22 protein-coding genes and 2 tRNA genes are annotated in these 25,432 nt (G+C 71.9%); 11 read left to right on the top strand and 13 right to left on the bottom strand.

What is annotated here, in order from left to right; translation table 11 throughout:
- The first annotated feature begins 3 nt into the window (after positions 1-3).
- From atzF to BJ971_RS06060, 6 genes are all read left to right on the top strand, one after another.
- The gene (atzF, locus tag BJ971_RS06085; protein WP_275411377.1) at positions 4-1,665 is read left to right on the top strand and encodes an allophanate hydrolase; all 1,662 of its coding nucleotides are present in this window, start codon (positions 4-6) and stop codon (positions 1,663-1,665) included.
- Positions 1,662-2,354, top strand: a complete 693-nt coding sequence (biuH, locus tag BJ971_RS06080; protein ID WP_203709315.1) for a biuret amidohydrolase — start codon at positions 1,662-1,664, stop codon at positions 2,352-2,354. The genes atzF and biuH overlap by 4 nt, the downstream gene beginning before the upstream one ends.
- Position 2,355: 1 nt before the next feature.
- On the top strand, positions 2,356-3,009 hold the full coding sequence (locus BJ971_RS06075) for a cysteine hydrolase family protein (RefSeq protein ID WP_184990592.1): 654 nt from the start codon (positions 2,356-2,358) through the stop codon (positions 3,007-3,009).
- A gap of 9 nt (positions 3,010-3,018) precedes the next feature.
- Positions 3,019-4,641 carry a SulP family inorganic anion transporter gene (locus tag BJ971_RS06070; RefSeq protein ID WP_184990590.1) on the top strand — a complete coding sequence of 541 codons (1,623 nt, stop codon included), beginning with the start codon at positions 3,019-3,021 and terminating at the stop codon, positions 4,639-4,641.
- A 66-nt stretch (positions 4,642-4,707) separates the two neighbouring features.
- Positions 4,708-5,082 (top strand): AtzH-like domain-containing protein, encoded by a 375-nt coding sequence (locus tag BJ971_RS06065; protein WP_184990588.1) that lies wholly within the window; start codon positions 4,708-4,710, stop codon positions 5,080-5,082.
- Between the two features lie 57 nt (positions 5,083-5,139).
- Positions 5,140-6,873, top strand: a complete 1,734-nt coding sequence (locus BJ971_RS06060) for an IPT/TIG domain-containing protein (RefSeq protein WP_184990586.1) — start codon at positions 5,140-5,142, stop codon at positions 6,871-6,873.
- Here the strand turns inward: BJ971_RS06060 and BJ971_RS06055 are convergent.
- Positions 6,810-7,706, bottom strand: coding sequence for an RNA polymerase sigma-70 factor (locus BJ971_RS06055; RefSeq protein ID WP_184990585.1), 897 nt, complete (start codon positions 7,704-7,706; stop codon positions 6,810-6,812). The genes BJ971_RS06060 and BJ971_RS06055 overlap by 64 nt on opposite strands.
- 1 nt (position 7,707) lies before the next feature.
- Entirely contained in the window at positions 7,708-8,886 is a 1,179-nt protein-coding gene (locus BJ971_RS06050; protein ID WP_184990584.1) for an NAD(P)/FAD-dependent oxidoreductase, read from the bottom strand.
- A gap of 158 nt (positions 8,887-9,044) precedes the next feature.
- Between BJ971_RS06050 and BJ971_RS06045 the strand changes: the two genes are divergently transcribed.
- The 3 genes from BJ971_RS06045 (at position 9,045) to BJ971_RS06035 (ending at position 10,671) form a co-directional block, all read left to right on the top strand.
- Complete coding sequence (locus tag BJ971_RS06045) at positions 9,045-9,425, top strand: MerR family transcriptional regulator (RefSeq protein ID WP_184990583.1); 381 nt, start codon at positions 9,045-9,047, stop codon at positions 9,423-9,425.
- The gene (locus BJ971_RS06040) at positions 9,407-9,754 is read left to right on the top strand and encodes a thioredoxin family protein (RefSeq protein ID WP_184990582.1); all 348 of its coding nucleotides are present in this window, start codon (positions 9,407-9,409) and stop codon (positions 9,752-9,754) included. Before BJ971_RS06045 ends, BJ971_RS06040 begins: the two co-directional genes overlap by 19 nt.
- Positions 9,755-9,984: 230 nt before the next feature.
- Positions 9,985-10,671 carry a hypothetical protein gene (locus tag BJ971_RS06035; RefSeq protein ID WP_184990581.1) on the top strand — a complete coding sequence of 229 codons (687 nt, stop codon included), beginning with the start codon at positions 9,985-9,987 and terminating at the stop codon, positions 10,669-10,671.
- Here the strand turns inward: BJ971_RS06035 and BJ971_RS06030 are convergent.
- The 7 genes from BJ971_RS06030 to BJ971_RS06000 form a co-directional block, all read right to left on the bottom strand.
- Entirely contained in the window at positions 10,668-12,755 is a 2,088-nt protein-coding gene (locus BJ971_RS06030) for an MMPL family transporter (RefSeq protein WP_184990580.1), read from the bottom strand. The genes BJ971_RS06035 and BJ971_RS06030 overlap by 4 nt on opposite strands.
- 132 nt (positions 12,756-12,887) lie before the next feature.
- Complete coding sequence (locus BJ971_RS06025; RefSeq protein WP_184990579.1) at positions 12,888-13,655, bottom strand: hypothetical protein; 768 nt, start codon at positions 13,653-13,655, stop codon at positions 12,888-12,890.
- Between the two features lie 56 nt (positions 13,656-13,711).
- A complete protein-coding gene (gene ligD / locus BJ971_RS06020; RefSeq protein ID WP_184990577.1) occupies positions 13,712-14,671 on the bottom strand; it encodes a non-homologous end-joining DNA ligase in 960 nt (319 codons plus the stop codon).
- 17 nt (positions 14,672-14,688) lie between these two features.
- Positions 14,689-16,527, bottom strand: coding sequence for a sensor domain-containing diguanylate cyclase (locus BJ971_RS06015; RefSeq protein WP_184990575.1), 1,839 nt, complete (start codon positions 16,525-16,527; stop codon positions 14,689-14,691).
- Between the two features lie 86 nt (positions 16,528-16,613).
- Entirely contained in the window at positions 16,614-17,198 is a 585-nt protein-coding gene (locus tag BJ971_RS06010; RefSeq protein WP_184990573.1) for an antibiotic biosynthesis monooxygenase, read from the bottom strand.
- An 87-nt stretch (positions 17,199-17,285) separates the two neighbouring features.
- A complete protein-coding gene (locus tag BJ971_RS06005; RefSeq protein WP_184990571.1) occupies positions 17,286-17,921 on the bottom strand; it encodes a LuxR C-terminal-related transcriptional regulator in 636 nt (211 codons plus the stop codon).
- Entirely contained in the window at positions 17,873-19,159 is a 1,287-nt protein-coding gene (locus tag BJ971_RS06000; protein WP_184990569.1) for a sensor histidine kinase, read from the bottom strand. Before BJ971_RS06000 ends, BJ971_RS06005 begins: the two co-directional genes overlap by 49 nt.
- Before the next feature lie 131 nt (positions 19,160-19,290).
- On the opposite strand from BJ971_RS06000, the gene BJ971_RS05995 reads away from it, so the two are divergent.
- A complete protein-coding gene (locus BJ971_RS05995) occupies positions 19,291-20,322 on the top strand; it encodes a fatty acid desaturase family protein (RefSeq protein WP_184990567.1) in 1,032 nt (343 codons plus the stop codon).
- A 442-nt stretch (positions 20,323-20,764) separates the two neighbouring features.
- Here the strand turns inward: BJ971_RS05995 and BJ971_RS05990 are convergent.
- From BJ971_RS05990 to BJ971_RS05975, 4 genes are all read right to left on the bottom strand, one after another.
- Positions 20,765-20,839, bottom strand: a tRNA-Met gene (locus tag BJ971_RS05990).
- 2 nt (positions 20,840-20,841) lie between these two features.
- Positions 20,842-20,915, bottom strand: a tRNA-Lys gene (locus BJ971_RS05985).
- 237 nt (positions 20,916-21,152) lie between these two features.
- Positions 21,153-22,157 (bottom strand): TAXI family TRAP transporter solute-binding subunit, encoded by a 1,005-nt coding sequence (locus BJ971_RS05980; protein ID WP_184990565.1) that lies wholly within the window; start codon positions 22,155-22,157, stop codon positions 21,153-21,155.
- 89 nt (positions 22,158-22,246) lie between these two features.
- Positions 22,247-24,412 carry a TRAP transporter permease gene (locus BJ971_RS05975; protein WP_184990563.1) on the bottom strand — a complete coding sequence of 722 codons (2,166 nt, stop codon included), beginning with the start codon at positions 24,410-24,412 and terminating at the stop codon, positions 22,247-22,249.
- 149 nt (positions 24,413-24,561) lie between these two features.
- Between BJ971_RS05975 and BJ971_RS05970 the strand changes: the two genes are divergently transcribed.
- Positions 24,562-25,422, top strand: a complete 861-nt coding sequence (locus tag BJ971_RS05970) for a CDP-alcohol phosphatidyltransferase family protein (protein WP_239087466.1) — start codon at positions 24,562-24,564, stop codon at positions 25,420-25,422.
- Positions 25,423-25,432: the final 10 nt, after the last annotated feature.

The raw sequence follows: 25,432 nt of genomic DNA, 5'->3' as shown, positions 1-25,432 counted from the left end.
GGCGTGGACTCGACCGAAACAGAACGGTCGACAATCGACAGAATGAAGGAAGTCCTCCAGCGCATCCGCGACCGCGGCGACGACGGAGTCTGGATCAGCACCGTCACCGAGGCGGAGCTGCGGGACCGGGCCGCCGCCGTGAACGCCGATCTCCCCCTGGCCGGGCTCACCTTCGCCGTCAAGGACAACATCGACGTCGCCGGCGTGCCGACCACCGCGGCCTGCCCCGACTTCGCCTACGTTCCGGAGCGGACCGCGCCCGTCGTGCGGCGGCTGCTCGACGCCGGCGCGCTGCTGGTCGGCAAGACCAACATGGACCAGTTCGCCACCGGGCTGACCGGCGCCCGGTCGCCGTACGGTACGCCGGAGAGCGTCTTCGGCGGCGGACTGATCTCCGGCGGCTCCAGCTCCGGATCGGCCGTCGCGGTCGCCGCCGGGCTCGTCGACTTCTCCCTCGGCACCGACACCGCGGGCTCCGGACGGGTGCCCGCGGCGCTCAACGGCATCGTCGGCGTCAAGCCGACCCGCGGGCTGCTCAGCACCAAGGGTGTCGTGCCGGCCTGCCGCTCGCTCGACTGCGTGTCGATCTTCGCGCCGGACGTGGCCCGGGCCGCGGCCGTCCTGCGGGTGGCGAAGGGGCCGGCCACCGGCGACGCGTGGGGCCGCACTGGCTCGTACCCGCTGCGGAACCCGGCCGAGCTGCGCGTCGGCGCGGCCCGCGGCCTCGACTTCCTCGGCGACGCCGGCCAGGAGAAGGCGTACGCCGCCGGGCTCGACCGGTTCGGCGGCGACGTCCGGACCGTTGACGTCGAGCCGCTGCTCGAGGCGGGCGACCTGCTGTACCGCGGACCCTGGGTGGCCGAGCGGCTGGCCGACCTCGGCGACTTCCTGAGCGCGCATCCCGGCTCGGTGCTGCCGGTGACGCGCCAGGTGCTCGAGACCGGGCTGCGGTTCACCGCGGTCGACGCCTGGCGGGGCCTGCACCGGCTGCGGGAGCTGAAGGCGTGGACCGAGCGGCTCTTCGAGACCGTCGACGTGCTGGTCCTGCCGACCGTGGCGACGACGTACACGCACGCCGAGATCGCCGCCGACCCCATCGGCCGGAACCTGAACCTGGGCCGGTACACGCAGTTCGCGAACCTGCTCGACCTCGCCGCGGTGACCGTGCCGAACGGGTTCACCGCGGAGGGCCGGCCCGCCAGCCTGACGCTGTTCGGCCCGGCCTTCAGCGACGAGACCCTCGCCCTGCTCGCCGAGGAGCTCGGCCGGACGCAGGACCTCATGACCGTCGCCGTCGTCGGGCTGCACCTCAGCGGCGAGCCGCGCAACGCCGAGCTGACCGACCGCCGGGCGACGCTGATCGGCGCGGCCCGCACGGCGCCCTGCTACCGGCTCTACGCGCTGCCCTCGGGCGCGCCGGGCCTGGTCCGCGACGACACGGGCGCCGCCATCGACATCGAGCTGTGGCAGCTACCGGCCGCGACCGTCGGCAGCCTGCTCGCCGGCATTCCCGCGCCCCTGTCGCTCGGCCGGGTCGTGCTGGCCGACGGCACCGAGGTGACCGGCTTCCTCTGCGAGGCCTACGCGGTCGCCACGGCACAGGACATCACCGCCGGCGGCGGCTGGCGGGCACACCGTTCCACACCGGAAAGGCAGGACATATGACCGCGATCATCGGCCCGGTAAAAGCCACCCCCTATCTATGGCCCTACGACGGCTCGGTTCCGGTCGAGCGCACCGCCTTGATCTGCATCGACTGGCAGACCGACTTCTGCGGCCCCGGCGGCTACGTCGAGTCGATGGGCTACGACATCGCGCTGACCCGGGCCGGCCTGCCGGCCACCGCGCGGCTGCTCGCACACGCCCGCGGCCTCGGCATGCTCGTCGTGCACACCCGCGAGGGCCACGACCCCGACCTGTCCGACCTGCCGGCCAACAAGCGGTGGCGCTCGGCGCAGGTCGGCGCCGAGATCGGCGCACCGGGACCGTGCGGCCGCATCCTGGTCAAGGGCGAGCCGGGCTGGGAGATCGTGCCCGAGGTCGCACCGGTGGCCGGCGAGGTGATCGTCGACAAGCCCGGCAAGGGCGCCTTCTACGCGACGAATCTCGACCTCGTCCTGCGTACCCGGGGAATCACGCATTTGATCCTGACCGGGATCACCACCGATGTCTGCGTGCACACGACCATGCGGGAGGCCAACGACCGCGGCTACGAGTGCCTGATCCTCTCCGACTGCACCGGCGCCACCGAGGCGTCGAACCATGCCGCCGCGCTGCACATGGTCACCATGCAGGGCGGCGTGTTCGGCTGCGTGTCCACCTCGGACGACGTCATCGCCGCGACGGAGGCCTGAGATGCCGACCGTCGAGGCACAGCCCGCACCCTTCACGTTCGCACCGGAGAGCACCGCGCTGCTGGTCATCGACATGCAGCGGGACTTCCTCGAGCCCGGCGGCTTCGGCGAGAGCCTCGGCAACGACGTCTCCCAGCTGCGCCGCACGATCGCACCGCTCGCGGCGTTCATGACCACCTGGCGGGCCGCCGGCCTGCCGATCATCCACACCAGGGAGGGTCACCTGCCCGACCTGACCGACTGCCCGCCCGCCAAGCTCGAACGCGGCGCGCCCAGCAAGCGCATCGGCGACCCCGGCGCCTTCGGCCGCATCCTCATCCGCGGCGAGTACGGCCACGACATCATCGACGAGCTGCGGCCGCTCCCCGGCGAGGCCGTCGTCGACAAGCCCGGTAAGGGCGCCTTCTACGCCACCGAACTTCAGGAACTGCTCGACAAGGGCGGCATCCGCAGCCTGCTCGTGGCGGGCGTGACGACCGAGGTGTGCGTGCACACCACGGTGCGCGAGGCCAACGACCGCGGCTACGAGTGCCTCGTGCTCGCCGACTGCGTCGGCTCCTACTTCCCCGAATTCCAGCGGGTCGGCCTGGAGATGATCGCCGCACAGGGCGGCATCTTCGGCTGGGTCGCCGATTCCACCTCCGTGCGTCTCTAGGAGCGAGCCATGAAACTTCCCTACTGGGTACGCGGCGACACGAACGCGTTCTTCGGCTTCGGCGTCAACGTCCTCGTCAACGTGCTGACCCTGACCGGCCTCTGCATCGGCGTCATCGGGATGGCGCCGGGCAACGTCTTCGGCGTCATCCTGCCGGCGCTGGGCATCGCCCTGGTGCTCGGCAACATGTACTACACGTACCTGGCGCGCCGCCTGGCCGCCAAGGAGAACCGCACCGACGTCACGGCGATGCCGTACGGGCCCAGCGTCCCGCACATGTTCATCGTCATCTTCGTCATCATGCTGCCGATCTACCTGCGCACCAAGGACCCGATCCAGGCGTGGACGGCCGGCATCGCCTGGGCGTTCATCATCGGCGTCATCGTGCTGATCGGCGCGTTCGTCGGTCCGTACATCCGCAAGTACACGCCCCGCGCGGCCCTGCTCGGCACGCTGGCCGGCATCTCCATCACCTTCATCTCGATGAACCCGGCCGGGACGATGTGGAGCGCCGCCTGGATCGCACTGCCGGTCTTCGGCCTGCTGCTCGTCGGCCTGCTCACCGACGTCAAGCTGCCCTTCAACCTGCCGATCGGCCTGGTCGCCCTGCTGGTCGGCAGCGCGATCGGCTGGATCGGCGGCGCCATGTCGGTGCCGGACGTGACGGCGGCCGCCAAGGACATCGCGTTCGCCTTCCCGCACCTGAAGGTCGACCTGCTCATCGACGGCCTGCGCGACATGGCCCCGCTGCTGGCCACGGCGATCCCGCTGGGCGTCTACAACTTCACCGAGGCGATGACCAATGTGGAGAGCGCGGCCAGCGCGGGCGACCGCTACAACCTGCGCAGCGTCCTGCTGGCGGACGGCGGCGGCGCGGTCGTCGGCTCGATGCTCGGCTCGCCGTTCCCGCCGGCCGTGTACGTCGGCCACCCCGGCTGGAAGGCGGCGGGCGGCCGCACCGGCTACTCGATGGCCACCGGCGTCGTCATCGCCCTGCTCTGCTTCTTCGGGATGTTCGGGCTGCTGGGCACCCTCTTCCCGACCGCGGCGATCGTCCCGATCCTGCTCTACATCGGCCTGCTCATCGGCGCACAGGCGTTCCAGGCCACGCCGCGGGCGCACGCCGCGGCCGTGGTCGCCGCCCTCATCCCCAACATCGCGAGCTGGGCGACCGGCCAGATGGACAACGTCCTGGCGGCGGCGGGTACCTCGGCGGCCGAGGTGGGCGTCAGCACCCTGGCCGGCGCGGGCGTCGTCTACGACGGCCTGAAGACGCTCGGCGAGGGCGCGATCCTGGCCGGCCTGGTCCTGGGCGCGATCGTCGCCTTCATCATCGACAAGCGCTTCTGGCACGCGGCGATCTTCTCCGGCACGGGCGCGGTGCTGACCTTCGTCGGCCTGATCCACGCGGAGAAGGTGCAGTTCAACGCCGACGGCCCGGTCAGCCTCGGCTACCTGCTGCTGACCGTGGTCTGCGTGCTGTTCGCGCTGACCAGGCCGGAGCCCCGGCAGCCGGACGCCGACGAGATCGAGCTGGAGCGCCTGCACGCCGGCGGCGACCAGCCCGCCGAGGCGCCCGCGGCGCCCGAGGGCGACGTGCCCGCACCCCGCAAGGAGACCAGCACGGTCTGACCGGCCCGTCCACCCGGCGGCCCGGCGCGTCACGCGCCGGGCCGCCGAACACCGCCAGGAGGCGCCATGGAGATCAACCGGCCCGACGTCGTGTCCGAGGTCGCCGCCGCGTTCGCGGACTACGAGGACGCCCTCGTGGCCAACGAGGTCGAGCGCATAGTCGGCTTCTTCGCCGACGGCGCGGTGCGCTTCGGCGTCGCGGACCGGCAGACCGGCCTGCCCGAGCAGGCCGCCTGGCGGCGCGCGCAGCCGCCACTGCCGCCGGGCCGCCGGCTCAAGGAGACGACCATCACCGCGTACGGCCGGGACGTCGCGGTCGTGACGACGCTTTTCGGATATCCGGGCACAGACGCCCTCGGCCGCCAGTCGCAGACCTGGGTACGCCTCCCGCAAGGCTGGCGCATCGTCACCGCGCACGTGAGTCATGAATTGATCTCATGACCCGTATCACCCTGCCGATGGGGATGGCCTCGTGCCGGCCCCTCGGAAGGACCACGGATGCGCCTCAAGCCCAGAGCCCTGACCCGGGGCTGGCTGGCGCTCGCCACGGCCGTCGTCGCCGCGCTTCCCGCCGCCACCCCGGCGGTGGCCGCCGCACCCTCGACACCCGCAGCGCTTCCGCACGCCGTCGGCGGCTATCTACCCAGCCCGGTCCTGACCTCGGCGAAGACCAAGCTCGGCGACGCGTCCGCGTTCGAGGTGCTGCCCGACGCCGTCGACCTGCGCCAGTACGCCCCGCCCGCCGGCGACCAGGGGCAGATCGGCTCCTGCGTCGCCTGGACCATCGGGTACAGCATCATGGGCTACTACGCGAACCGCTCCGGCGGCTCCGGCGCGCCGTACGCCCCGCTCTTCCTGTACATGCGCAACGTCGCCGCGAACGGCGCGCCGAACGCCGGGCTCAACCCCGACGCCGTGCTGACCAACGCGCAGGCCGCGGGCGTCGACACCCAGGACCACTACTGGCAGGGCACCACGAACTGGCAGTCGCCGCCGACCCAGGACGAGATCGACAACGCCCGTGACTACCGGGTCGACGGCTGGAGCCGGCTGTTCGTCGGCGGCAACCAGGGCACCGCCGCGCAGACGCTGATCCAGCGGACGCTGGCGTCCGGCCGCCCGGTCGCCCTCGCCATCCCGGTCTACCAGGACTTCATGTACCTGCGCGGCCACAGCCTCTACGACACGCTGACCGGCTCGAGCCTCGGCGGGCACATGATCGCCGCGTACGGCTACGACGGGCAGGGCGTGTACATCCGCAACTCGTGGGGCACCCGCTGGGGCAACGCCGGCGACGCGAAGCTCTCCTGGGCGTTCATCAACAAGGCCGCCACCGGCGGGTACGCGGTCGACGGCATCGCCACTCCGGCCGCTCCGGCCACTGCCGCCCCGGACGTCACCGGGCTGGAGCCGAGCAGCGGCCCGACGTACAAGGCCACGCCGGTCGTGGTCCGGGGCGCCGGCCTCGCCGGCGCCACCAAGGTCACCATCGGCGGCACGGGAGTGGCGTTCACCGAGGTGTCCGACACCGAGCTCCGGCTGTCCCTGCCCGCGCGCCCGGCCGGCGGCCTGGGCCTGCAGGTCACCACCCCGGGCGGGGTGAGCACGATCGACGCCGCCACCACGTTCACCTACGTGGCGCCGCCGGCACCCGCGATCACCTCGATCAAGCCGAGCGGCGGGTTCACCAACGCGCGCACCGCGGTCGTGGTGACCGGCGTGAACTTCACCGACTCCACCAAGCTGACCGTCGGCGGGGTGAGCGTCGCGTACACGAAGGTCTCGGCCACCCAGGTCAAGGCGACCCTGCCGGTGCACGCGGCGGGCGCGGTGGACGTCCGGCTGACCACACCGGGCGGTGTCACGGCGCCCGGGGCGTACGCGCGGTTCACCTACCGCGCACCGGTCCCGGTGATCAGCAAGCTGAGCGTCACCAAGGCCGCCCTGCGGACCGCGACGCCCGTGCGGATCACCGGTAGCGGGTTCACCGGCGCCAGCCGGGTCACCGTCGGCGGCGTGGTGACCGCCTTCACCCGGGTGTCGGACACCGAGATCAGGATGACCCTGCCGGCGCGGACCAGGGCCGGTCAGGCACCGGTCGTGGTGACCGCACCCGGCGGCAGGAGCGCGGCGGTGGCCTTCACCTTCGTGGCGGCCGGCACCGGCCTTCAGCGCCGGGCGAGCGGCGTCTCCGACTCCACCCGGGTCAGCTTCGCCGGGTTGCGTACGTAGTAGAGGCCCGCGATGCGGGCGTCCTCGACCCGGACCGCGAGAATGCCGTCGAGCTCCCCGTCCAGGCGCAGCAGCAGCGCCGGGTTGCCGTTGACCATGCCGGCCTCGGTGGTGACCGTGGCCGTCACCTTGGCGAGGCCGCCGAGGATGATGCGGCCCACCTTGTCGGCGCCGACGATCGGCCGCAGCGCGGCCTGCTTGACGCCGCCGCCGTCGCCCACCAGGACCACGCCGGGCGCGAGCACCTCGACCAGGCCCTTCAGGTCCCCGGTCTCCACCGCGGTGCGGAACGACTCCATGGCCGCCCGGGTCTCGTCCGCGGAGACCGCGGCGCGCGGGCGACGGGCGTCGACGTGCCGGCGGGCGCGGTGCGCGATCTGGCGCACGGCCGCCGGGCTCTTGTCGACGGCCGCCGCGATCTCGTCGTAGCCGACGTCGAAGGCCTCGCGCAGCACGAAGACGGCGCGCTCGGTCGGCGACAGCGTCTCGAGCACGAGCATCAGCGCCATCGACACGCTCTCGGCGAGCTCGACGTCCTCGGCGACGTCCGGCGCGGTGAGCAGCGGCTCGGGCAGCCACGGGCCGACGTACGCCTCCCGGCGGCTCTTCAGGGCGCGCAGCCGGTTGAGCGCCTGCCGGGTCGTGACCCGGACCAGGTAGGCACGCTGGTCGCGCACCTGCCCCAGGTCGACCTTCACCCACCGCAGCCAGGTCTCCTGGAGGACGTCCTCCGCGTCGGCCGCCGACCCGAGCATCTCGTACGCGACGGTGAAGAGCAGGTTGCGGTGTGCCACGAAGGCCTCGGTCGCCGGGTCCGCGGCCCTGTCGCTCATCTCAGGCCGTCCGCTCGGCGGTGGCACGCAGCAGCTCCTGGCGCTTGGCGTCCCGGACCGGCCAGGCGTGCGAGCCGGGCCTGCGCGCCTCGTCCGCGAGCTGCTTCACCGGGCTCTTGCAAGCGGCCTCCTTCAGCCTCGCGCCGAGCCGTCCGCCGACGTACAGCCGCGTCGCGGTGTCGTTGCGGTGTGCGACCTGGAACACGCCGGCCCGCCGACCAAGGCTGACACACATGGCGGCGATCCCCCGGCTGAAGTCCGCGGGTCGAACACCCGCGATCCGGCTGAGCACCGTGTCGGCGGCGTGCGAGCCCAGCGGAAGCGCGGCCTGGCAGCTCATCCGCAGCGGCAGGTCCGAAGGGGCGGCCGAGTCGCCCGTCGCGACGATGCGCTCGTCATCCACGCTGGTCAGCGTCTCGTCGGTGAGCAGGCGCCCGACGGCGTCGGTGCGCAGCCCGCTGCGGGCGGCCAGGTCCGGCACGCCGAAGCCGGCGGCCCAGATCGTCACCGCGCTCGGCACCTCGCGGCCGTCGGCGAGCCGCACGGCATCGCGCGTCACCGCCGCCGCCCGGGTGCCGGGGCCGTCGAGCACGGTCACGCCGAGCCGGGACAGCGCCTTGGCGACCGAGCGCCGGCCCCGCGGGTGCAGGTACGGGCCGAGCACCCCGCCGCAGACCAGGGTCACGGCGCGGCCCAGCTCCGCCAGCTCGGCGGCGGTCTCGATGCCGAGCGGGCCGCCGCCGACGACCGTCACCGGCGCCGTCGCGGGCGTCGCGCCGAGGACCGAGCGCAGCCGCTGCGCCTCCTCGAGGCCGGCGATCGGATGGGCGAACTCGGCCGCGCCGGGCACGCCCGGGTCGGCGCTGCCGCTGCCCACCGCGTAGACCAGGTAGTCGTAGCCGGCCGTGCCGCCGGTCGCCAGCGTCACCCGGCGCCCGGCCACGTCGATCCGGGTCACGGTGTCGACCACCAGCCGGACGCCCCCGGCCAGGACCCGCCGGTAGTCGACGACCGCGTCGTCGGACCCGCCGAGCAGCTGGTGCAGGCGGACCCGCTCGACGAAGACCGGGCGCGGGTTGATCAGGGTCACCGTCACGTCGTCGCGCTGCGTCAGCCGATTGGCCGCCAGCACGCCGGCGTAGCCACCGCCGATCACGACGACGTCGATGTTCGCGCTCATGGTGTCTCCCTCGTTCGCATCCGTTCGGCCTCAAGACACCCCGGGCCGGGCCGTTGTGACAGCCGTGAGCCGGATCACCCGCGCCGGCCCGGAACGCTTGCCTTGACGCCGGTGGCAGGGCCTAGCGTGCGAACAGACCTACGGACGGGGTGAGCGGGATGCTGATCGGAGAGCTGGCCGGACGGGCCGGCACGAGCACACGCACGCTGCGCTACTACGAGCAGCACGGGCTGGTCGAGCCGCGGCGCGACGCGAACGGATACCGCCGCTACGACGAGGCGGAGCTGCGCGTCGTGCACGAGATCCGGGCCCGGCTCTCCGCCGGCTTCGCCCTCGACGACATCCGGCCGTTCGTGGCCTGCCTGCGCGCCGGCAACGCCGCCGGTCACGTCTGCCCCGACTCGGTGGCCGTGCTGCGGCGCAAGCTCGCCGAGGTCGAGACCTACCTGGACCGGCTCGCCGACGTCCGCGACCGGTTGCGCGGCCAGCTCGCCCAGGCCATCGAGGAGCGGGAGACAAGATGCCTGAAGATTCGCTGATGACCGTCACCGACGACACGTTCGCCGAGCTGGTGCTGGGCAGCCGGCTGCCGGTGGTGGTCGACTTCTGGGCCGCGTGGTGCCCGCCGTGCGGGCCGCTGGCGAAGACCCTCGCCGAGCTGTCCGGCGAGTTCACCGGCAAGCTGGTGATCGCGACGCTGAACATCGACGAGAACCCCGCGGCGGGCCGCGACTACCGGGTGATGTCGCTGCCGACCCTGATGTTCTTCAAGCGCGGAGCCGTCGTGCACACCATCGTCGGCTCCCGGCCCAGATCCCAGCTGCGGTCGGCGCTGGCCGGCACCTTCGAGGCGTACGCGAACCGCTGACCGGACCGCCGCCGGGCGGGTCGGCTACCCGACACCGGCCCGGTTCCCGCGGGGTATCAGCGCGCCGCGCCCAATGGTCTGTTTGATGGACGCGGACGAGGGGGACGCGTCTGCGCCGCCCGCCCCCGGCGGGGCGGGCGGCGACCCGCGCGCGAACGCGCTCAGTAGCGGCCAGAATACGCAGCACCGGTGACGGCGCGTGAGCGCCGGGCGTCTGCCATCATGGCCGGATGCTTGTGATCGGCAGGGTCTTCCGGGTCGCCGTCGCCGCGTGCGCCGTCGCCGCTTTCGCCGGGTGTTCGTCGGACGACCCGCCCGCACCCGACACCTTCAGCGTGGACGCCATGCGGAATGCCCTGCTCAAGGCCGCCGACATCGGCCCGACCTGGACGGCGCCGGGCGAGTCGGCGGCACCGAACCAGCTGGTCAGCATCTGTGGCGCGGACACCCCGCCGGTGGCCGTCCCGGGCAGCCCGGCGATCGTGTCGGCGCCGCTGTCCGACGAGGGCAAGGAGGGCGTGCAGAGCCTGACCCAGCACGCGCTCGTCTACGAGGACGCCGTCTCCGCCGCCACCGCCCTCGCCTCGCTGCGCACCGTCGCCGACGCCTGCGCGCCGAGCGTCTCGCGGCCCGCGAAGACCGGCGACCGGGAGGAGCCCGCGTACACGGAGACGGCCTCGACGACGCCGCTGGAGGAGGGCGACTGGATCGGCTTCGTGACCGCCCGAAACAAGCAGTACGACAAGGCGCACCCGGCGACCGCCGACATCGCCGTGGCGGCCCTGGCCCGGGGCAACGTGGTGCTGCTCGACCAGTACGCGATCTACCGCCTCGGCCGGTCCGACGCGAGCGCCAACCCCCAGTTCTCCAGCGACTGGCAGAAACTGGTTCGCACCACCCTCAACCGGATCGGCTAGGCGACCGTTTCGAGGTCGCGGTCGGGCTCGGCCGGGGTCGGCTCGTCGCGGACCTTCGTCAGCTTGCTCGGCCACCACATCCACCGGCCCAGGTCCAGGTTCAGCGCCGTCACCAGCACCGAACGCACGACCAGGGTGTCGAGCAGGACGCCGAACGCGACCGCGAAGCCGATCTCCGCGAACGCCACGAGCGGCAGGCTGCCGAGCGCCGCGAACGTCCCGGCCAGCACCAGGCCCGCCGAGGTGATCACACCGCCGGTCGCGGCCAGGCCGATCAGGGCGCCGCGGCGGGTGCCGTGCTGATGCGCCTCCTCGCGTACCCGGGTCATCAGGAAGATGTTGTAGTCGATGCCGAGGGCGACCAGGAAGACGAAGACGAAGAGCGGGAACGCGCTGTCCTCGCCGGCGAAGCCGAAGAGGTGCCGGAAGGCCAGCGCGCTGACGCCGAGGGCGGCGCCGAAGGACAGCACGACGGTGGCGATCAGCACGATCGGCGCGACGATCGCGCGCAGCAGCAGGCCGAGGATCACCAGCACGACGAGCAGGACCAGCGGAATGATCACCCGGTTGTCGCGGTCGTTGGCGTTGTGAATGTCCAGCGTCATCGCGGTCAGGCCACCGACCTGCGCGTCGCCGACCGGATGCACCGCGTCGCGGACCCGTTCGATGGTGTCCATCGCCGCGTCGCTGTCCGGTGCGGCGGTGAGAATGCCCTCGATCAGCGCCAGGTCGCCCTTGATCACGGGCTCGCCGGCCTCGCTGATGCCGGGCGTGGCGGCGACCGCCGACCGGATGGCCGGCGCCGACGCGGCATCCCCGATCACCACGATCGGCTGGCCCTGCCCGGCCGGGAAGTGCCGGGCGAGCGTCTCCTCGCCGACCACCGCCGACGTCTTGCTGGTGAACTGGTCGGCCTGCGAGAGGCCGCTGGCGTCCAGCTGGAACAGGCCGAGGGACATGACGCCGAGCGCGGCCGCGGTGCCGATCCAGACGGCACGCGGCCGGCGGGCGATGCGGTCGCCGAGGCGGGCGTAGACGCCGTTGGCGGTCGGCTCGACCGAGCCGGCCTTTGGGCGTACCGGCCAGAAGAGCCAGCGTCCGAAGATGACGAGCATCGCGGGCAGCAGGGTGATCATGGCGAGTAGGCCGACCACGACGCCGATCGCGGCGACCGGGCCGAGGCCGCTCGTCGCGTTCACCTCGGCCAGCGTCAGGCAGGACATGCCGACGGCGACCGTCGCGGCGCTGGCGATGATGGCCGGACCGGCCCGGTGCAGGGCGAGCGCCATCGCCTCGTGGCGATCCTCGTGGCGGCGCAGCTCCTCGCGGTAGCGGGCGACGAGCAGCAGGGCGTAGTCGGTGCCCGCGCCGAAGACGAGCACCGTCAGGATGCCGGCGCTCTGCGCGTTGACCACCAGCCCGGCGTGCTTGGCCAGCAGGTAGATGACGGCCTGCGCGGTGGTGAGCGCGACGCCGGCGCTGATGATCGGCAACAGCCACAGGACGGGGCTGCGGTAGGTGATCAGCAGGATGACCGCGACGATCACCAGCGTGGTGTACAGCAGCGTGCTGTCGATGCCCTCGAACGCCTCGGCGCTGTCGGCGGCGTTGGCCGCCGGCCCGGCGAACTGGATATTCATCCCGTCGGCCGGCGTGCCCGTCGCGGCACGCAGATCGTCGACGACGTCGACGATCTTCTCCCAGCCCTCGGCGTCGACCTTGATCGGAACCAGGGTTTGCAGTGCCTGGCCGTCCTTGGCGGGCAGCGGGCCGATGACGTCCCCGCTCACCCCGTCGACCTGCCGCATCGCGGCGGCGTCCTGAGTGGCCTTCGCCGTGTCGGCCGGCGTGATGCCGCCGGTGCGTTCGTAGACGATGACCGCCGGGGCGATGTCGTCGGGCTGGAACCGCTTCTGGAGTTCCGAGACCTTTGTGGCCTCGGCGTTACCGGGCAGCCAGGCGGAGTTGTCGTTCTTCTCGACGCCGGTCAGCTTCCCGGCCAGCGGGCCCGCGACGGCGAGCACGACCACCCAGAGGCCGAGCACGACCCACTTCGTCCATCGTCCGCACACCAGCCAAGCCATCTCGCGTCCCCCCAGGTCGCCCGACCCTCGGGAGCGTAGGCCGTACGGGTGGCGCACCGAAAGCGGATTGTCGACCGTCCGGGGTATCTCAGGGGTATCTCAGGGTCGATACCGGACGTTCGACCAGGCCGGTCAGGGCTGGGTGTGCAGCCAGCCACAGTCCGAACAGACGTCGAAGCCGCGGAACTGCGCGAGCCGGCGGCGGCCGCACACCGGGCAGACCACCCGGTACGTCTCGTGGTGGCCGGCGCCGCGGCGGGCCGGGTGCAGGAGCGTGAAGAAGATTCGGCGCTGCCAGACTCCGTCGCCGGCGTCGACGGCGACCACGCCCGAGCGACCGGGCACGTCGACGCGGAGCAGCAGCCGGGTCTCGGCGCCGACGGCGGGCTCGGCGAGCAGCAGGGGCGCGACGTCGGCGGGCTTGACGTCCTCGATCGCGCTGATCGTCACGGCACCGGCGCGGATGCCCTCGGCGCCGAGCGGGCCGAGGGGCAGGTCGGCACACCAGCCGGGGCGCGGGCCGTGATCCGACTGCCCGAGCCGGCAGCGCAGGACCGCCCAGAGCCCGAGGTTCTCCGAGCCGATCAGGCCGATCTTGACATCGGACCCGCGTCCGTCGTTGAGCCCGACCAGGGTGGGTCCCCACTTGGTGGCCCGCCGGGCGCTGCCGACCGCCGGCCCGATGCCGGGGAAGAGCACATCGGCGACGCCCTCGGTGAACCGCCAGAGTCCACCCCGGATGTCGCCGACGATCTCGTCGCAGCGGGCCGCGGCCCACTCGGCTATCCGGCTCGGCTCGGCGCTCGCCGTCAGGGCGGGACGCCGCGGCGGGGCCGCCGGCTCAGCCGGCTCGAACCAGGACGGTCGGTCGCTCGGGGTTTCGTGGGGGCCGAAGCGCATTGACACATGCTGTCACTGAGCGGCTACGGCGGCCACCCGGCGCCCCCATCGGGCGGCTACTCCACGTCGGCGGGGCCCGCCAGACCGGCCCGCTCGTCGCGCTCCGCCCATTGCAGCAGCGGGGCCAGATCGAAGGCGGTGTCGTCGATGCCCGCGTGCAGATCGCCCAGTTCGGCGAAGCGGGCCGGCACGGTCAGCAGGGTCAGGTCGTCCGGCCGCACGGCATCGATCTCGTCCCAGCGGATCGGCGTGGAGACCGTGCCGCGCTGGTTGCCCCGCACCGAGTACGCGCTCGCGATGGTGTGGTCGCGGGCGTTCTGGTTGTAGTCGACGAACAGCGCCTCGGGGTCGCGGTCCTTGCGCCACCACGTCGTCGTCACGTCCCGGGGCGAGCGCCGCTCGACCTCGCGGGCGAAGGCCAGCGCCGCCCGGCGGACGTCGCCGAAGCCGTGCTCGGGCGCGATGCGGACGTAGATGTGCAGGCCGCGGCCGCCGGAGGTCTTCGGATAGCCGGTGATGCCGAGCTCGTCGAGCACCTCGTGCGCGACGTGCGCCACCCGGCGCACGGTGTCGAACCCGCACTCGGGCATCGGGTCCAGGTCGATGCGCCACTCGTCGGGCTTCTCGGTGTCGGCGCGGCGCGAGTTCCACGGGTGGAACTCGACCGTGGACATCTGCACCGCCCAGATGACCTCGCCGAGCTGGGTCACGCACAGCTCGTTGGCGTGCCGGCCGTACCGGGGGAACTCCACCCGGACCGTTTGCAGCCACGGTGGCGCGCCGTGCGGCACTCGCTTCTGGTGCACCTTGTCGCCCGCCAGGCCGTCGGGGAACCGGTGCAGCATGCAGGGCCGCTCGCGCAGCGCCCGGACGATGCCGTCGCCGACGCTCAGGTAGTAGTTGACCAGGTCGAGCTTGGTCAGCTTGAGCTCCGGGAAGTACACCCGGTCCGGGTTGGAGACCCGGACGGTGTGCTCCCCCGCGGCGACCTCGATCGCGGGCGGCTTGGTGGCCATGGACTCAACCTAACGGTTCAGGCCTCGGCGCGGTGGCGTCCTACCCGGGCCGGCTCATGCTGATCGTTGGCCGCGCGACGGCCGCCGCCGAGGTGCTTGACCGCGTACATCGCGTGGTCGGCGGCGCGCAGCGCCTGGTCCGGGTCGTCGCTCGGCGTCGCCAGGTGCACGCCGACGCTCGCGCCGATGGTCACCTCGTTGCCGAACACCAGGAACGGCCGTTCGATGGCGGTCCGCACCCGGCTGCTCATCGCGTCGGCGTCGGACTGCAAGGTGATGCCGGGCATCAGCACGACGAACTCGTCGCCGCCGACCCGGGCCAGCACGTCGCCCTCGCGGACGCAGGTGCTGAGCCGGTCCGCGACCTGGCGCAGCAACTCGTCGCCGGCCTCGTGCCCGTGCGCGTCGTTCACCGGCTTGAACCCGTCGAGGTCGACGAAGAACACGGCCACCGCGTCGCCCTGCAGCGAGGAGCCCAGCGCGTCCTGCATCCGGCGCCGGTTCGGCAGCCCGGTCAGCGCGTCGTGGGTGGCCTCGTGGTGCAGCCGCTCCTGGAACGCCCGGTTCTCGGAGATGTCGCGGGCGTTGATGACGATGCCCGCCAGCGAGGGGTTGTGCATCTGGTTGGACGCGGTGAAGTCGAACCAGGTGGCCTGCCCCGTCGCGTTCAGGATCCGGGTCTGCAGCCGCAGCACGCCATCACGCTCGGTGACCAGCTTGGCGAAGGCCTCCACCATCCGCGGGCGGTCCTCGGCGTGCACCAGCGCGAACACGGTCGAGCCCTGTAGCGAGCCGGCCGGGAAGTGCAGCAGGGACGCGGCGCTGGGGCTGGAGTAGGCGACCCGGCCCTCGGCGTCGAGCACGGCCACCATGTCGGGCGCGTGCTGGAACAGTGCCTGGAACCGCTCGTCCGCCCGGCGGCGCTGCACCTGGGTGCGGTACCCGAGCAGCGAGATGCCGACGGCGCCGATGATGAGCATGGCGAGCAGCGTCAGGTTGATGTTCTGGCTGCGGGAGTGCACCGGGCCGTCGAAGGAGGCCATGGTCTGCGTGCGGATGTACGCCCAGCCGCCCGGCAGCGCCTCGTCCCTGACTACGACGGAGATCATGTCGGTCTTGCCGACCCTGTACTCGACGAACTCGAACCCGTTGGTGATCCGCTGGACCGCCGAGACGACCGTGGGGTGCACCACAGTGCCGATCTTGTCGGCATCGCTGGTGGGGCCGACGCGCCCGGTGGAGTCGACGAAGGTGGTGAGGCTGCCCGCCGCCCGCAGCCGCACGGTGTAGTTCTGCAGGGTCCCGGATGCGATCTCGGTGTAGCCGATGAGGATCGCCCGCGGCGCCCCGGCGACCTGGATCGGCACCGCGTACGCCATGACCGCGACGGTAGCGCCGGAGCTGACGTCGGCGGAGTCCTTGACGAGCATGACCGAGGAGAAGCCCGGCTTGGCGCTCTGCAGCGCCTTGCGCATCGGCTCGTAGCCGGCGTCGGTCGGCGCGGGCAGCACGTGGGTCCGGGTGGCGTTCAGGACGGTGCCGTCGAGAGAGGTGATCGCGGCCCCGTACCTGAAGCCGGACTTCGCCACGTAGCCCTCGAGGGCCTTCAGGTCCTTCTCGCTGCCGACGCCGAGGTCGAAGCTGTGCGCGTCGGCGAAGGCCTTGAGCTCCTTGGCGGAGAGCAGCTGCATCTGCCCGGCCAGGGTGGCGTTGTTCTTGGCGAGGGCATGCGTGTCGGTGCGGTGCACCGTGTCGGCAGCACGAAGTGCCGAGCGGTTCACCAAAACACCGACGATGCCGACCGTCACCAGCAGTAGTACGCTGGTGACCACAGCGATCCAGTTACGCAGCCGCATCTGATTGCCTCCTCGCCGGACTCCATCGGGTGCCGGAGGGGTCACCTGAAGAATTCAGAGGAGATGTTGAGGAGCGGCCACGCCGCCTAGCGCCGCCAGGGCGGGGGCTGACCCTGCAACCACCACTGCAGCATCTTCGTCACCTGTGGCAACACCAGATATGCCATGAGTGGCGTCAGACACAGCGTGGTCACCAGCGTGCGCACCACAGCGTTCTGCCCGGCGATCAGGTGCCCCAGCGTCACCGTCGCCAGCAGGCTGACCGGGAAGAAGCCGAGCCAGATCGTCACCGCCTGCTTCCAGCGCGGCGGCGCCGCCGGGGTGAGATCCGACACCGAGTGCTCCCGCGGCGGGTCGAACCAGCCCTCGATGCCCGTGCGCCGCTCGACCCGGGTGTGCTCGACCATGCCCTGCGCCGACGACAGCCACCACCGCCGCTGCGGCGACTCCTCCCAGGCGTGCAGCGCGTCGGCGTCGGCGAAGCGGTACAGCATGTGCCACTCGGTCGAGCCGAGCACCGGCCGCATCCAGCCCACCCCGAGGAAGCCGGGGAAGTCCTCGGCCAGGGTCGTCCCCGCGCGGACCCACGCCAGCATCTCCGAGTTGCGCGACGGATCGGCCTTGCGGGTGATCGCGACGGTCACGGCGAGCGGCTGTGAAGCGGTTTCCATACCCCGATACTTCATTCCGGGCGTCACGACTGGGCGGCAAACAGGCGTTCCGGGCTGTGACGAACGGCGCGGTGTGACCGCGCTCGCTCAGCCGTTGAGGTAGGTCAGTACGGCGAGCACGCGCCGGTTGTCGTCGTCCGACGGCGGCATGCCCAGCTTGGTGAAGATGTTGTTGATGTGCTTGCTGACGGCCTTCTCCGTGACGAAGAGCTTCGCCGCGATCGCCGCGTTCGACCGGCCCTCGGCCATCTCGCCGAGCACCTCGCGTTCGCGGGCGGTCAGCACCGCCAGCGGCTCCCGGCGGGCGAGCAGCTGCGAGACCACCTCCGGATCCATCGCCGTGCCGCCGTCTGCTACCCGGCGGACCGCGTCGATGAACTGCGCAACGTTCGAGATCCGGTCCTTGAGCAGGTAGCCGACGCCGCCGTTGCGGTCGCTCAGCAGCTCCCGGGCGTACAGCGGCTCGACGTGCTGCGAAAGGACCAGGATCGGAAGGCCGGGCACCTCGGTGCGGGCCGCGATCGCCGCCTGGAGTCCCTCGTCGGTGAAGGTCGGCGGCAGCCGCACGTCGACAACGGCGACGTCGGGGCGGTGCTTGATCAGGGCCGGCAGCAGCGCCGGGCCGTTGTCCACGGCCTCGACGACCTCGAACTCGAACGCCTCGAGCAGCCGGGTCAGACCGTCCCTGAGGAGGGCGAGGTCTTCGGCGAGGACAACACGCACGGTAACTCCATGGTCACGACTGTCGGCCCACTCGGCGGGGAGGAGACCGTCATCGTGCCATCGAAGGCGGCCAGGCGGCGATCTATGCCCCGCAGCCCCGTGCCGCGGGCCGGCTCGGCACCGCCCACCCCGTCATCGCTGACGGTAATCGCCAGCAGGCCTTCGGAGTACCGGATCGACACCGCGGCCGTCCGGGCGCCGCTGTGCCGGACCACGTTCGCCAGCGCCTCCGCGGTGGCGAAGTAGGCCGCGGACTCGACCGGCGTCTGCGGCCGGCCCGGCAGCTCCACCTCCACCGTCACCGGCATCGGCAGGCTCAGCGCCAGCGCGCGGACCGCGCCGTCGAGGCCGCGCTCGGCGAGCACCGGCGGGTGTATGCCGCGGACCAGGTTCCGCAGCTCCAGCAGGGCCGCGCCGCTCATCTCCCGGGCCTCGGCGAGCAGCTTGCGGGCCGCCACCGGATTCCGCTCGATCATCTCCTCGGCCAGGCCGATGGTCATGCCCAGCGACACCAGCCGGGCCTGCGCGCCGTCGTGCAGGTCCCGCTCGATCCGGCGCAGCTCGGCGGCCTGCGCGTCGACGGTGTCGGCCCGGGTCTCGGTCAGCTGGGCCACCCGCAGGCGCAGGTCGGCGGCCTTCGTCGGGGCCAGGAAGAGCTTGGCGAACTTCGCGTTGACCTCGAGCAGCCAGGGCGCGGCGCCGAGCCCGAGCGCCATGAACAGCACGCCCTGCGGCATCGAGAGCATCGCCTCGCTGAAGTTCGCGATCGGCCAGAAGACGCCGTAGCCGTACCAGTCGACGCTCAGGTAGAGCCAGAGCGGCAGCAGCGTGATGCCCTCGAGGCCGTACAGCGGGATGGCCACGGCGAGCAGGCCGAGGCAGAAGCCGACGATGGCGCCCGGCACCAGCCACGCGAGGTCGCGCCACGTGGCCGGGTCGGTGGCGATCCACCGGAATCGCTTCCAGCCGCCGGGCAGCGCCCGCTCCGGCGGCGGCTGGTACGGGCAGGCGATCGCGACCCCGGCCCGACCGGCCAGCCGCCGCTCCAGGTTGGCGCGCATCCGGACGAGGTCGGTGACCCACGGCAGCAGGGCGAGGCCGAGGAAGGGCACGGGGCTGAGCGCCAGCGCCACCACCGAGACCACAAGCAGCGGCAGGTTGGTGATCGCGAGGCCGACCGCGTAGACGCCACCGGCGATGGCCAGCAGGCCGTCGCGGACCCACGATCGCGTCTCCATGTCCCCATTCTCCTCGGCCGCACCGATGGGCCACCTGCACATCTTGATCAACTAAACCGGGGTGCTAGCACCACCATCCGCGGGGATCTGGCACTCCTGACCATTCGGCCACCGACCTTGAGTCTGTACGTATGACGACAACCACGGAGCGGCCGCGATCGACGGCCGGCAGTGACTTCGCCGAATTGAACCGGCGGATCACCCGCTCGGGACTGCTCGAGCGCAAGCCCGCGTACTACGCCGTGCGGCTCACCGCCGTCTCCCTGGCGCTCGTGGGTGGCTGGACGGCGTTCTTCCTGGTCGGCTCGTCCTGGTGGACCCTCGCCGTCGCCGCGTTCCTCTCCGTGACCTTCGCACAGGTGGCGCTCGTCGCGCACGACCTGGCCCACCGGCAGGTCTTCCGCACGAAGCGGCCCGGCGAGATCGCCGGGCGCATCGCCGGCAACCTGGCCGTCGGCATGAGCTACGGCTGGTGGATGGACAAGCACACCCGCCACCACAACAACCCGAACCACGACGACCTCGACCCGGACGTCGCACCCGAGGTGCTGATCTGGGCCACCGAGTCCGCCTGGGGCCGGCGCGGGCTGAAGGGCTTCATCACCCGCCACCAGGCCGGGCTGTTCTTCCCGCTGCTCACCCTGCTCGGCATCGACCTGAAGGTGTCAAGCGTCAAGGCGCTGATCCGCGGCGACATGAAGCGCCGCAACCTCGAGGCCGGACTGCTGATCACCCACGCGGTCGGCTACCTGACCGCCCTGTTCCTGGTCCTGTCCCCGCTACAGGCGATCGCGTTCCTCGTGGTGCACCAGGCCCTCTTCGGCGTCTACCTGGGCATGACGTTCGCACCGAACCACAAGGGCATGCCGCACCCCGACGGCACCGAGGACTACCTGCGCAAGCAGGTGCTGACCTCCCGCAACGTCAACGGCGGCTGGCTGACCGACGCGGCGCTCGGCGGCCTGAACTACCAGATCGAGCACCACCTGTTCCCGGCCATGCCGACGCCGAACCTGCGCAAGGCACAGCCGATCGTCAAGGCGTACTGCGCCGAGATCGGCGTGTCCTACGAATCGACAAGCCTGGTGGAGTCGTACCGCCAGGCACTGCGCCACCTGCACGAGGTCGGCGCCCCCCTCCGCGAGGCCGCCCGGGCGAAGTAACGACCCCTCCGCAGGCGCGGCTCCGAACGCGGTACGCCCGCGACGAGCGGCGCCTGCGGTCCGTCGCGCAACGAGGTCGAGGTACGCGACTGCACCGTGCTACCAGGACCTACCGCGGAGTCGGCACGCGGTGCTGCAGTGTGCAGGAGCTGTCCGCGGAGAACCGCTCGTCCTTCGCGAACGCCGCCGCGGAGTTCGCCGCCACACCGGTGAGCAGACGAGACTGACGACGGGGACATCGCAGGTCGTTCCCAGCGCAAGGCGAGGCGGCGGAACCGGTGCGCCATGGTGAAGGGTCCGCTCGGTTCCTGACCGCCCGGCGCGGGCGCCCAGCCGGCAAGTCACCGGCGCTGAAGGTCGCAGGCCCCGGTGTCGAACCGGGCGGGCCGCCCTTATGAGGGGCGGATGAGCAGCCAGCGCTCAGCCTGCGGAACTGCTTTCGTTGCAGGGACGGGATTTGAACCCGCGACCTCAGGCATATGAAACCTGCGAGCACTCCGAACTGCTCCACCCTGCGCGTGCGCCGCCGGGGAATCGAACCCCGAACCCTCCGGGTAAGAGCCGGATGCTCTGGCCAATTGAGCTAGCGGCACGCGTGCATCAAAAAGAAAGCCGCCCTCTCCCGTGCGGGATGGGCGGCAGTGTCGTCGCGGTGTCAGCCGCGTCGCCGGCCCAGGTCGGGGCGCTTCATCCGCTTGTTGCGGAGCATTTCGAACCCCCTTCGGCCGGTCGCTTCGTGCGGTGTGCTTCATAAGGTAGAGATCCGGACCGGGACGCTCAACGCATTTAAATGAGCGGTCGTGCGCCGGGGCGCACGACCGCTCACCGCGTCACTGTGGCGCGTTCAATTCGTCCAGTGCCGTCACCGCGCCGCGGTGCAGGACCACCGGGTCCGTCTTGCGCGCCGTCTCGAGCTTGATCTCCTTGGCCGCCGCGTTCGCCTGCTCCAGCTGGGCCTTGCGGTCGAAGAGCGTGCGGGTCAGCACGCAGGCCACGTTCGCGTCCAGGTTCTCGCGGACCAGCAGCAGGTTCGGCACCACGATGGTCGGCACGTCCGCCGGCGTCTTGTAGGCGGCGGCCGGGATGGTGCCCGTCTCGTAGACCTGGTTGATCTTCTGGAGCTCGGGCAGCAGCGGGGTGACGTCGAGGAAGGCGACCTGGTCCGCAGAGGTCGTCAGCAGGTCGGTGATGCCCGGCGTGGGCAGGCCGCCCGACCAGAACAGTGCGTCGATCGAGCCGTCCTTGATGCCGTCGACGGTCTTGGCCAGGTCCAGCCGCTGCGCCTGCACGTCCTTGTCCGGGTCCAGCCCCGCGGCCGTGAGCATCCGCCGGGCGATGACCTCGGTGCCGGACTTCGGCGAGCCGGTCGAGACCCGCTTGCCCTTCATGCCCGCCACGTCGGTGATGCCCGCCGCCTTGCGCACGATGACCTGCGTGTAGTTGGTGTGTATCCGGGCGAGCGCCTGCACCGGCTGCCGCGCGTTGAAGCTGTTGGTGCCGTTGATCGCGTCCGCCGCGCTGTCGGCGAGCGAGAAGGCGACGTCGAACTCCCCCGCGACCAGTTGCTGGATGTTCTGCACGGAGGCGCCGGTCTCGGAGGCGGTGGCCTTGAGCTTGCCGCCGACGGAGTTGATCTGTTCGGCGTAGGCGTTGCCCAACGCGAAGTACACGCCCGTCGCGTTGCCGGTGGCGATGCCGACCCGGGTGTCGTCGGCGACCTCACAGGTCACCTCGCCGCCCGCGTCCTGCTTGGCGGCGTTCTGCTTGCCGCCGCAGCCCACCAACGCGGACGCGGCCAGCGCTCCGGCCGCGGCCAGGGCGATTGCCTTCCTCATCGAGCTTTTTTCAACGCGGCCCGGGCTGCGCCTCCCGGCGGGGGACGACGGCCCGGATGCCTCTGGCCCGTGGACAGGTTGAAAATTGCTCATAGCGTGGTCCTCCCTGTTCGATGGATGAACGCGATTCCGGCGGCGAGGACGAGCGCGACGGCGCCCATCACGATCGTGAGCGGGGCGAGGTAGAGCAGCAGCAGCCCGGCGGCGCCGCCGAGGATCCGGCTGGCGGGGCCGGCCGCGCCGACGCCGGGTACCCAGGCGCCGGTCGCGATCGCCAGGCCGAGTACCGCGAAGGCCGCGACGATGCTGGCCCAGACGATGCCGATCGCCGGCCCCCGGGCCAGCAGGTACTCGCCGGGCTCGGTGAGCACGAACGCGATCGGGACCAGGAAGGCGGGAAGCGCGTACTTGAGGGCCTGCCACATTGTTGCCACCGCGCGGCCACCGGTGATCGCGCTGGCGCCGACCGCGGCGAGCGCCGTCGGCGGGGTGACCTCGGAGAGCACCGAGAAGTAGAAGACGAACATGGCGGCGGCGGCCGGGGAGACGCCGAGCGCGAGCAGCGCCGGGCCGATGATCACCCAGCCGATGATGAAGCTGGCGGTGACCGGCACGGCCAGGCCGAGGATCGCCAGGGCGATCGCGGCCAGCACGACGGTCAGCGCGAGCACCGCGGTCGGGTTGTCGGTGACCGCCTGTGCGCCGCTGACCAGCAGCGAGGCCAGTTGGGCGCCGAGGCCGGTCTTGGTGGTGGTCGCGGTGATGATGCCGGCCGCGGTGCAGACCGCGACGACCGGCAGCACACCGCGGACGCCCGACGACAGGGCCGCGAACAGCCGCCGCGGCGTCAGCCAGGCGCGCCGGTCCAGGAAGGAGAGCGCCGCGGCCAGCAGGGTCGCGTAGACGACGGCGCGGGTCGCGCTCTGGCCGACGGCGAGCAGGACGACGATCAGCACCAGCGACGAGAAGTGGTAGCCGAACCGCAGCAGCAGCCGCCCGGCGCTGGTCTGCGGCACCTCGACCGCGCGCACCCGGAACCGCCGCACGTCGATCTCGACGGCGAGCAGGATGCCCAGGTAGTAGAGGACGGTCGGGATCATCGCCCAGCCGAGCACGGTCAGGTACGAGACGTCGAGGTACTCGGCCACGATGAACGCGGCCGCGCCGAGGGTCGGCGGGGAGAGGATCGCGCCGACGCCGGCGGCGGCGAGCATGCCGCCGGCCTGCTCGGCGGGGTAGCCGGCCCGCCGCAGCATCGGCCAGGTGACGGCGCCGACGCTGACCGCGGTCGCGGTGCCCGATCCGGAGACGGTGCCGAGCAGGAAGCCCGCGGCCACCGCCGTACGCCCGGCGGCGCCCCGCGACCTGCGGAAGGCGGCGACGGAGAGGTCGACGAAGAACCGGCTGGCGCCGGAGAGGTCGAGGACGGCCCCATAGATGGTGAAGAGCACGATGTAGGTGGCGGCGACGTCGAGCGGCGTGCCGTAGAAGCCGCTGCCGGAGTTGTAGAGCGCGTCGACGATCTGGGCGAAGTCCAGGCCGGAGTGGGCGATCGACCAGTTCTGCGGCAGCAGGCCGCCGTAGTAGCCGTAGGCGAGGAACGCCAGGCAGACCAGCGGCAGGGCCAGGCCCGTGGTGCGCCGGCAGGCCTCGACGACGAGCACCAGCATGATCGCCCCGGCGATGACGTCGGCGGGTTCGAGCAGCCCCTGCCGGTCGAGGAACCCGTCGTAGCCACCGTTGAACGGGTTCACCGGGTAGAGGCAGACCAGCAGGGTCACGGCGGCGAGCACCCAGTCGGCCACTGTCGGCCGGTCGGCCACGGTCGGCCGCTCGGCCACGGTCGGCCGCTCGGCCACGGTCGGCTGGTCGGGCACAGGGGGCCGGTCGGGCGCCTTCGGCCGGTCGGCGGCGGGCCGGGGCCGGGCGCGCGCGGGCCATCCCGAGCGGTAGACGAGGAAGACGAGCGGGAGCGTCAGGGCCAGGAAGATGATCAGGTAGAACTGGCTGCCCTGAGCGAGCGGCCGGAAGACCTGCCAGAGCGCGAGCAGGGCCGCGACGAAGGCGACCACGGCTACGCCGGCCCCGATCGGGCCGGTCAGCGCGCGGGCCGGGCGCTCCTCGTCGTCGAAGTGGACGGCCGCGGGATCGGCGAGCGCACCCGGTGCCGGCAGGCCCGGATCCACCGTGGACGCCGGACCAGGCGTGCCGCCCTCGGCCTCCGCCCGGTCGACCGGAGATCGACCGTTGACCATGAACGGACGTTACTATGCGGGCTGCTCTTTGTAACCTCTCAAACACGCAGACCTGCATAACGATGCGGCCAATTCGTCACAAATAGTGCAAAGGTAGTGTCCACTGCCGGATCGCTCCGTTGACACGGGTTATGGTGCGTCGTTCTTCATTGCAGGAAATCCGCGAGCAGACCTACAAGGTCCGCGACGCGTGGTGGACCGTCCTGCTCGTCGATCCGCTCGCGGCGAGGCTGGTCCGCCTCGTCGCCCCCTACCGGTGGATCACCCCGAACCTGCTTACCGGCCTGGCGACGCTGCTGGGCGTTGCCTCGGCGGCCTGCTTCCTGGCCCCGTGCTTCCTGGCCGGCGAGCGGTGGTGGCTCGCCGCCGGCGCGGTGTTCTTCCATCTGAGCTTCGTCGTGGACTGCATGGACGGCAAGGTCGCCCGGCTGAACGGCACCGGGTCACTCTTCGGCGCCTGGTTCGACTTCATGTTCGACCGGCTCCGCGTCTTCATGTGCGCGGTCGCGCTCTTCGGCGGCGGGTACGCCCGGACGGGCGAGGTCGCGTACCTCTGGACCCTGATCGTGGTGACCTTCCTGGACCTGTTCCGCTACGTCAACTCGCAGCAGATGGCCAAGACCCGCGAGACCATGCGCGCGGAACTGACGGAGGCGGCCGGGCCGGCGCCGCGCACAGCGCCGGACGCCGCGCTGGCGCCACCGCAGGGTCCGCGTGCCAGGCTGCGCGCGGCCCTGCTGCGGCACCGGATCCGCACGCACCTGGTCAGCGGCATCGAGTTCGAGATGGCGGTCTTCATCATCGGCCCGCTGACCGGCTGGGTCATCGCCACCTCGCTGGTGGCGGGCGCCCTGCTGCTGGCATTCGAGCTCCTCCTGATCGTGAAGCTGTGGCGCGCGACGCGCGGCTTCCCGGTCGCCCTGGCGAAGGCCCAGGCGGCGGCCGCGTGCGGCCGGACCCTCCAGAACGCGGGGTCGGTGCCGGACTCCGAGGTGGGGATCAACGTCTGACGGGGCGGCG

Source organism: Amorphoplanes digitatis, from assembly GCF_014205335.1.
Taxonomy (GTDB): Bacteria; Actinomycetota; Actinomycetes; order Mycobacteriales; family Micromonosporaceae; genus Actinoplanes; species Actinoplanes digitatus.
The sequence above is the reverse complement of the archived record's forward strand: the minus strand, read 5'-3'. Positions and strand labels throughout refer to the sequence as shown.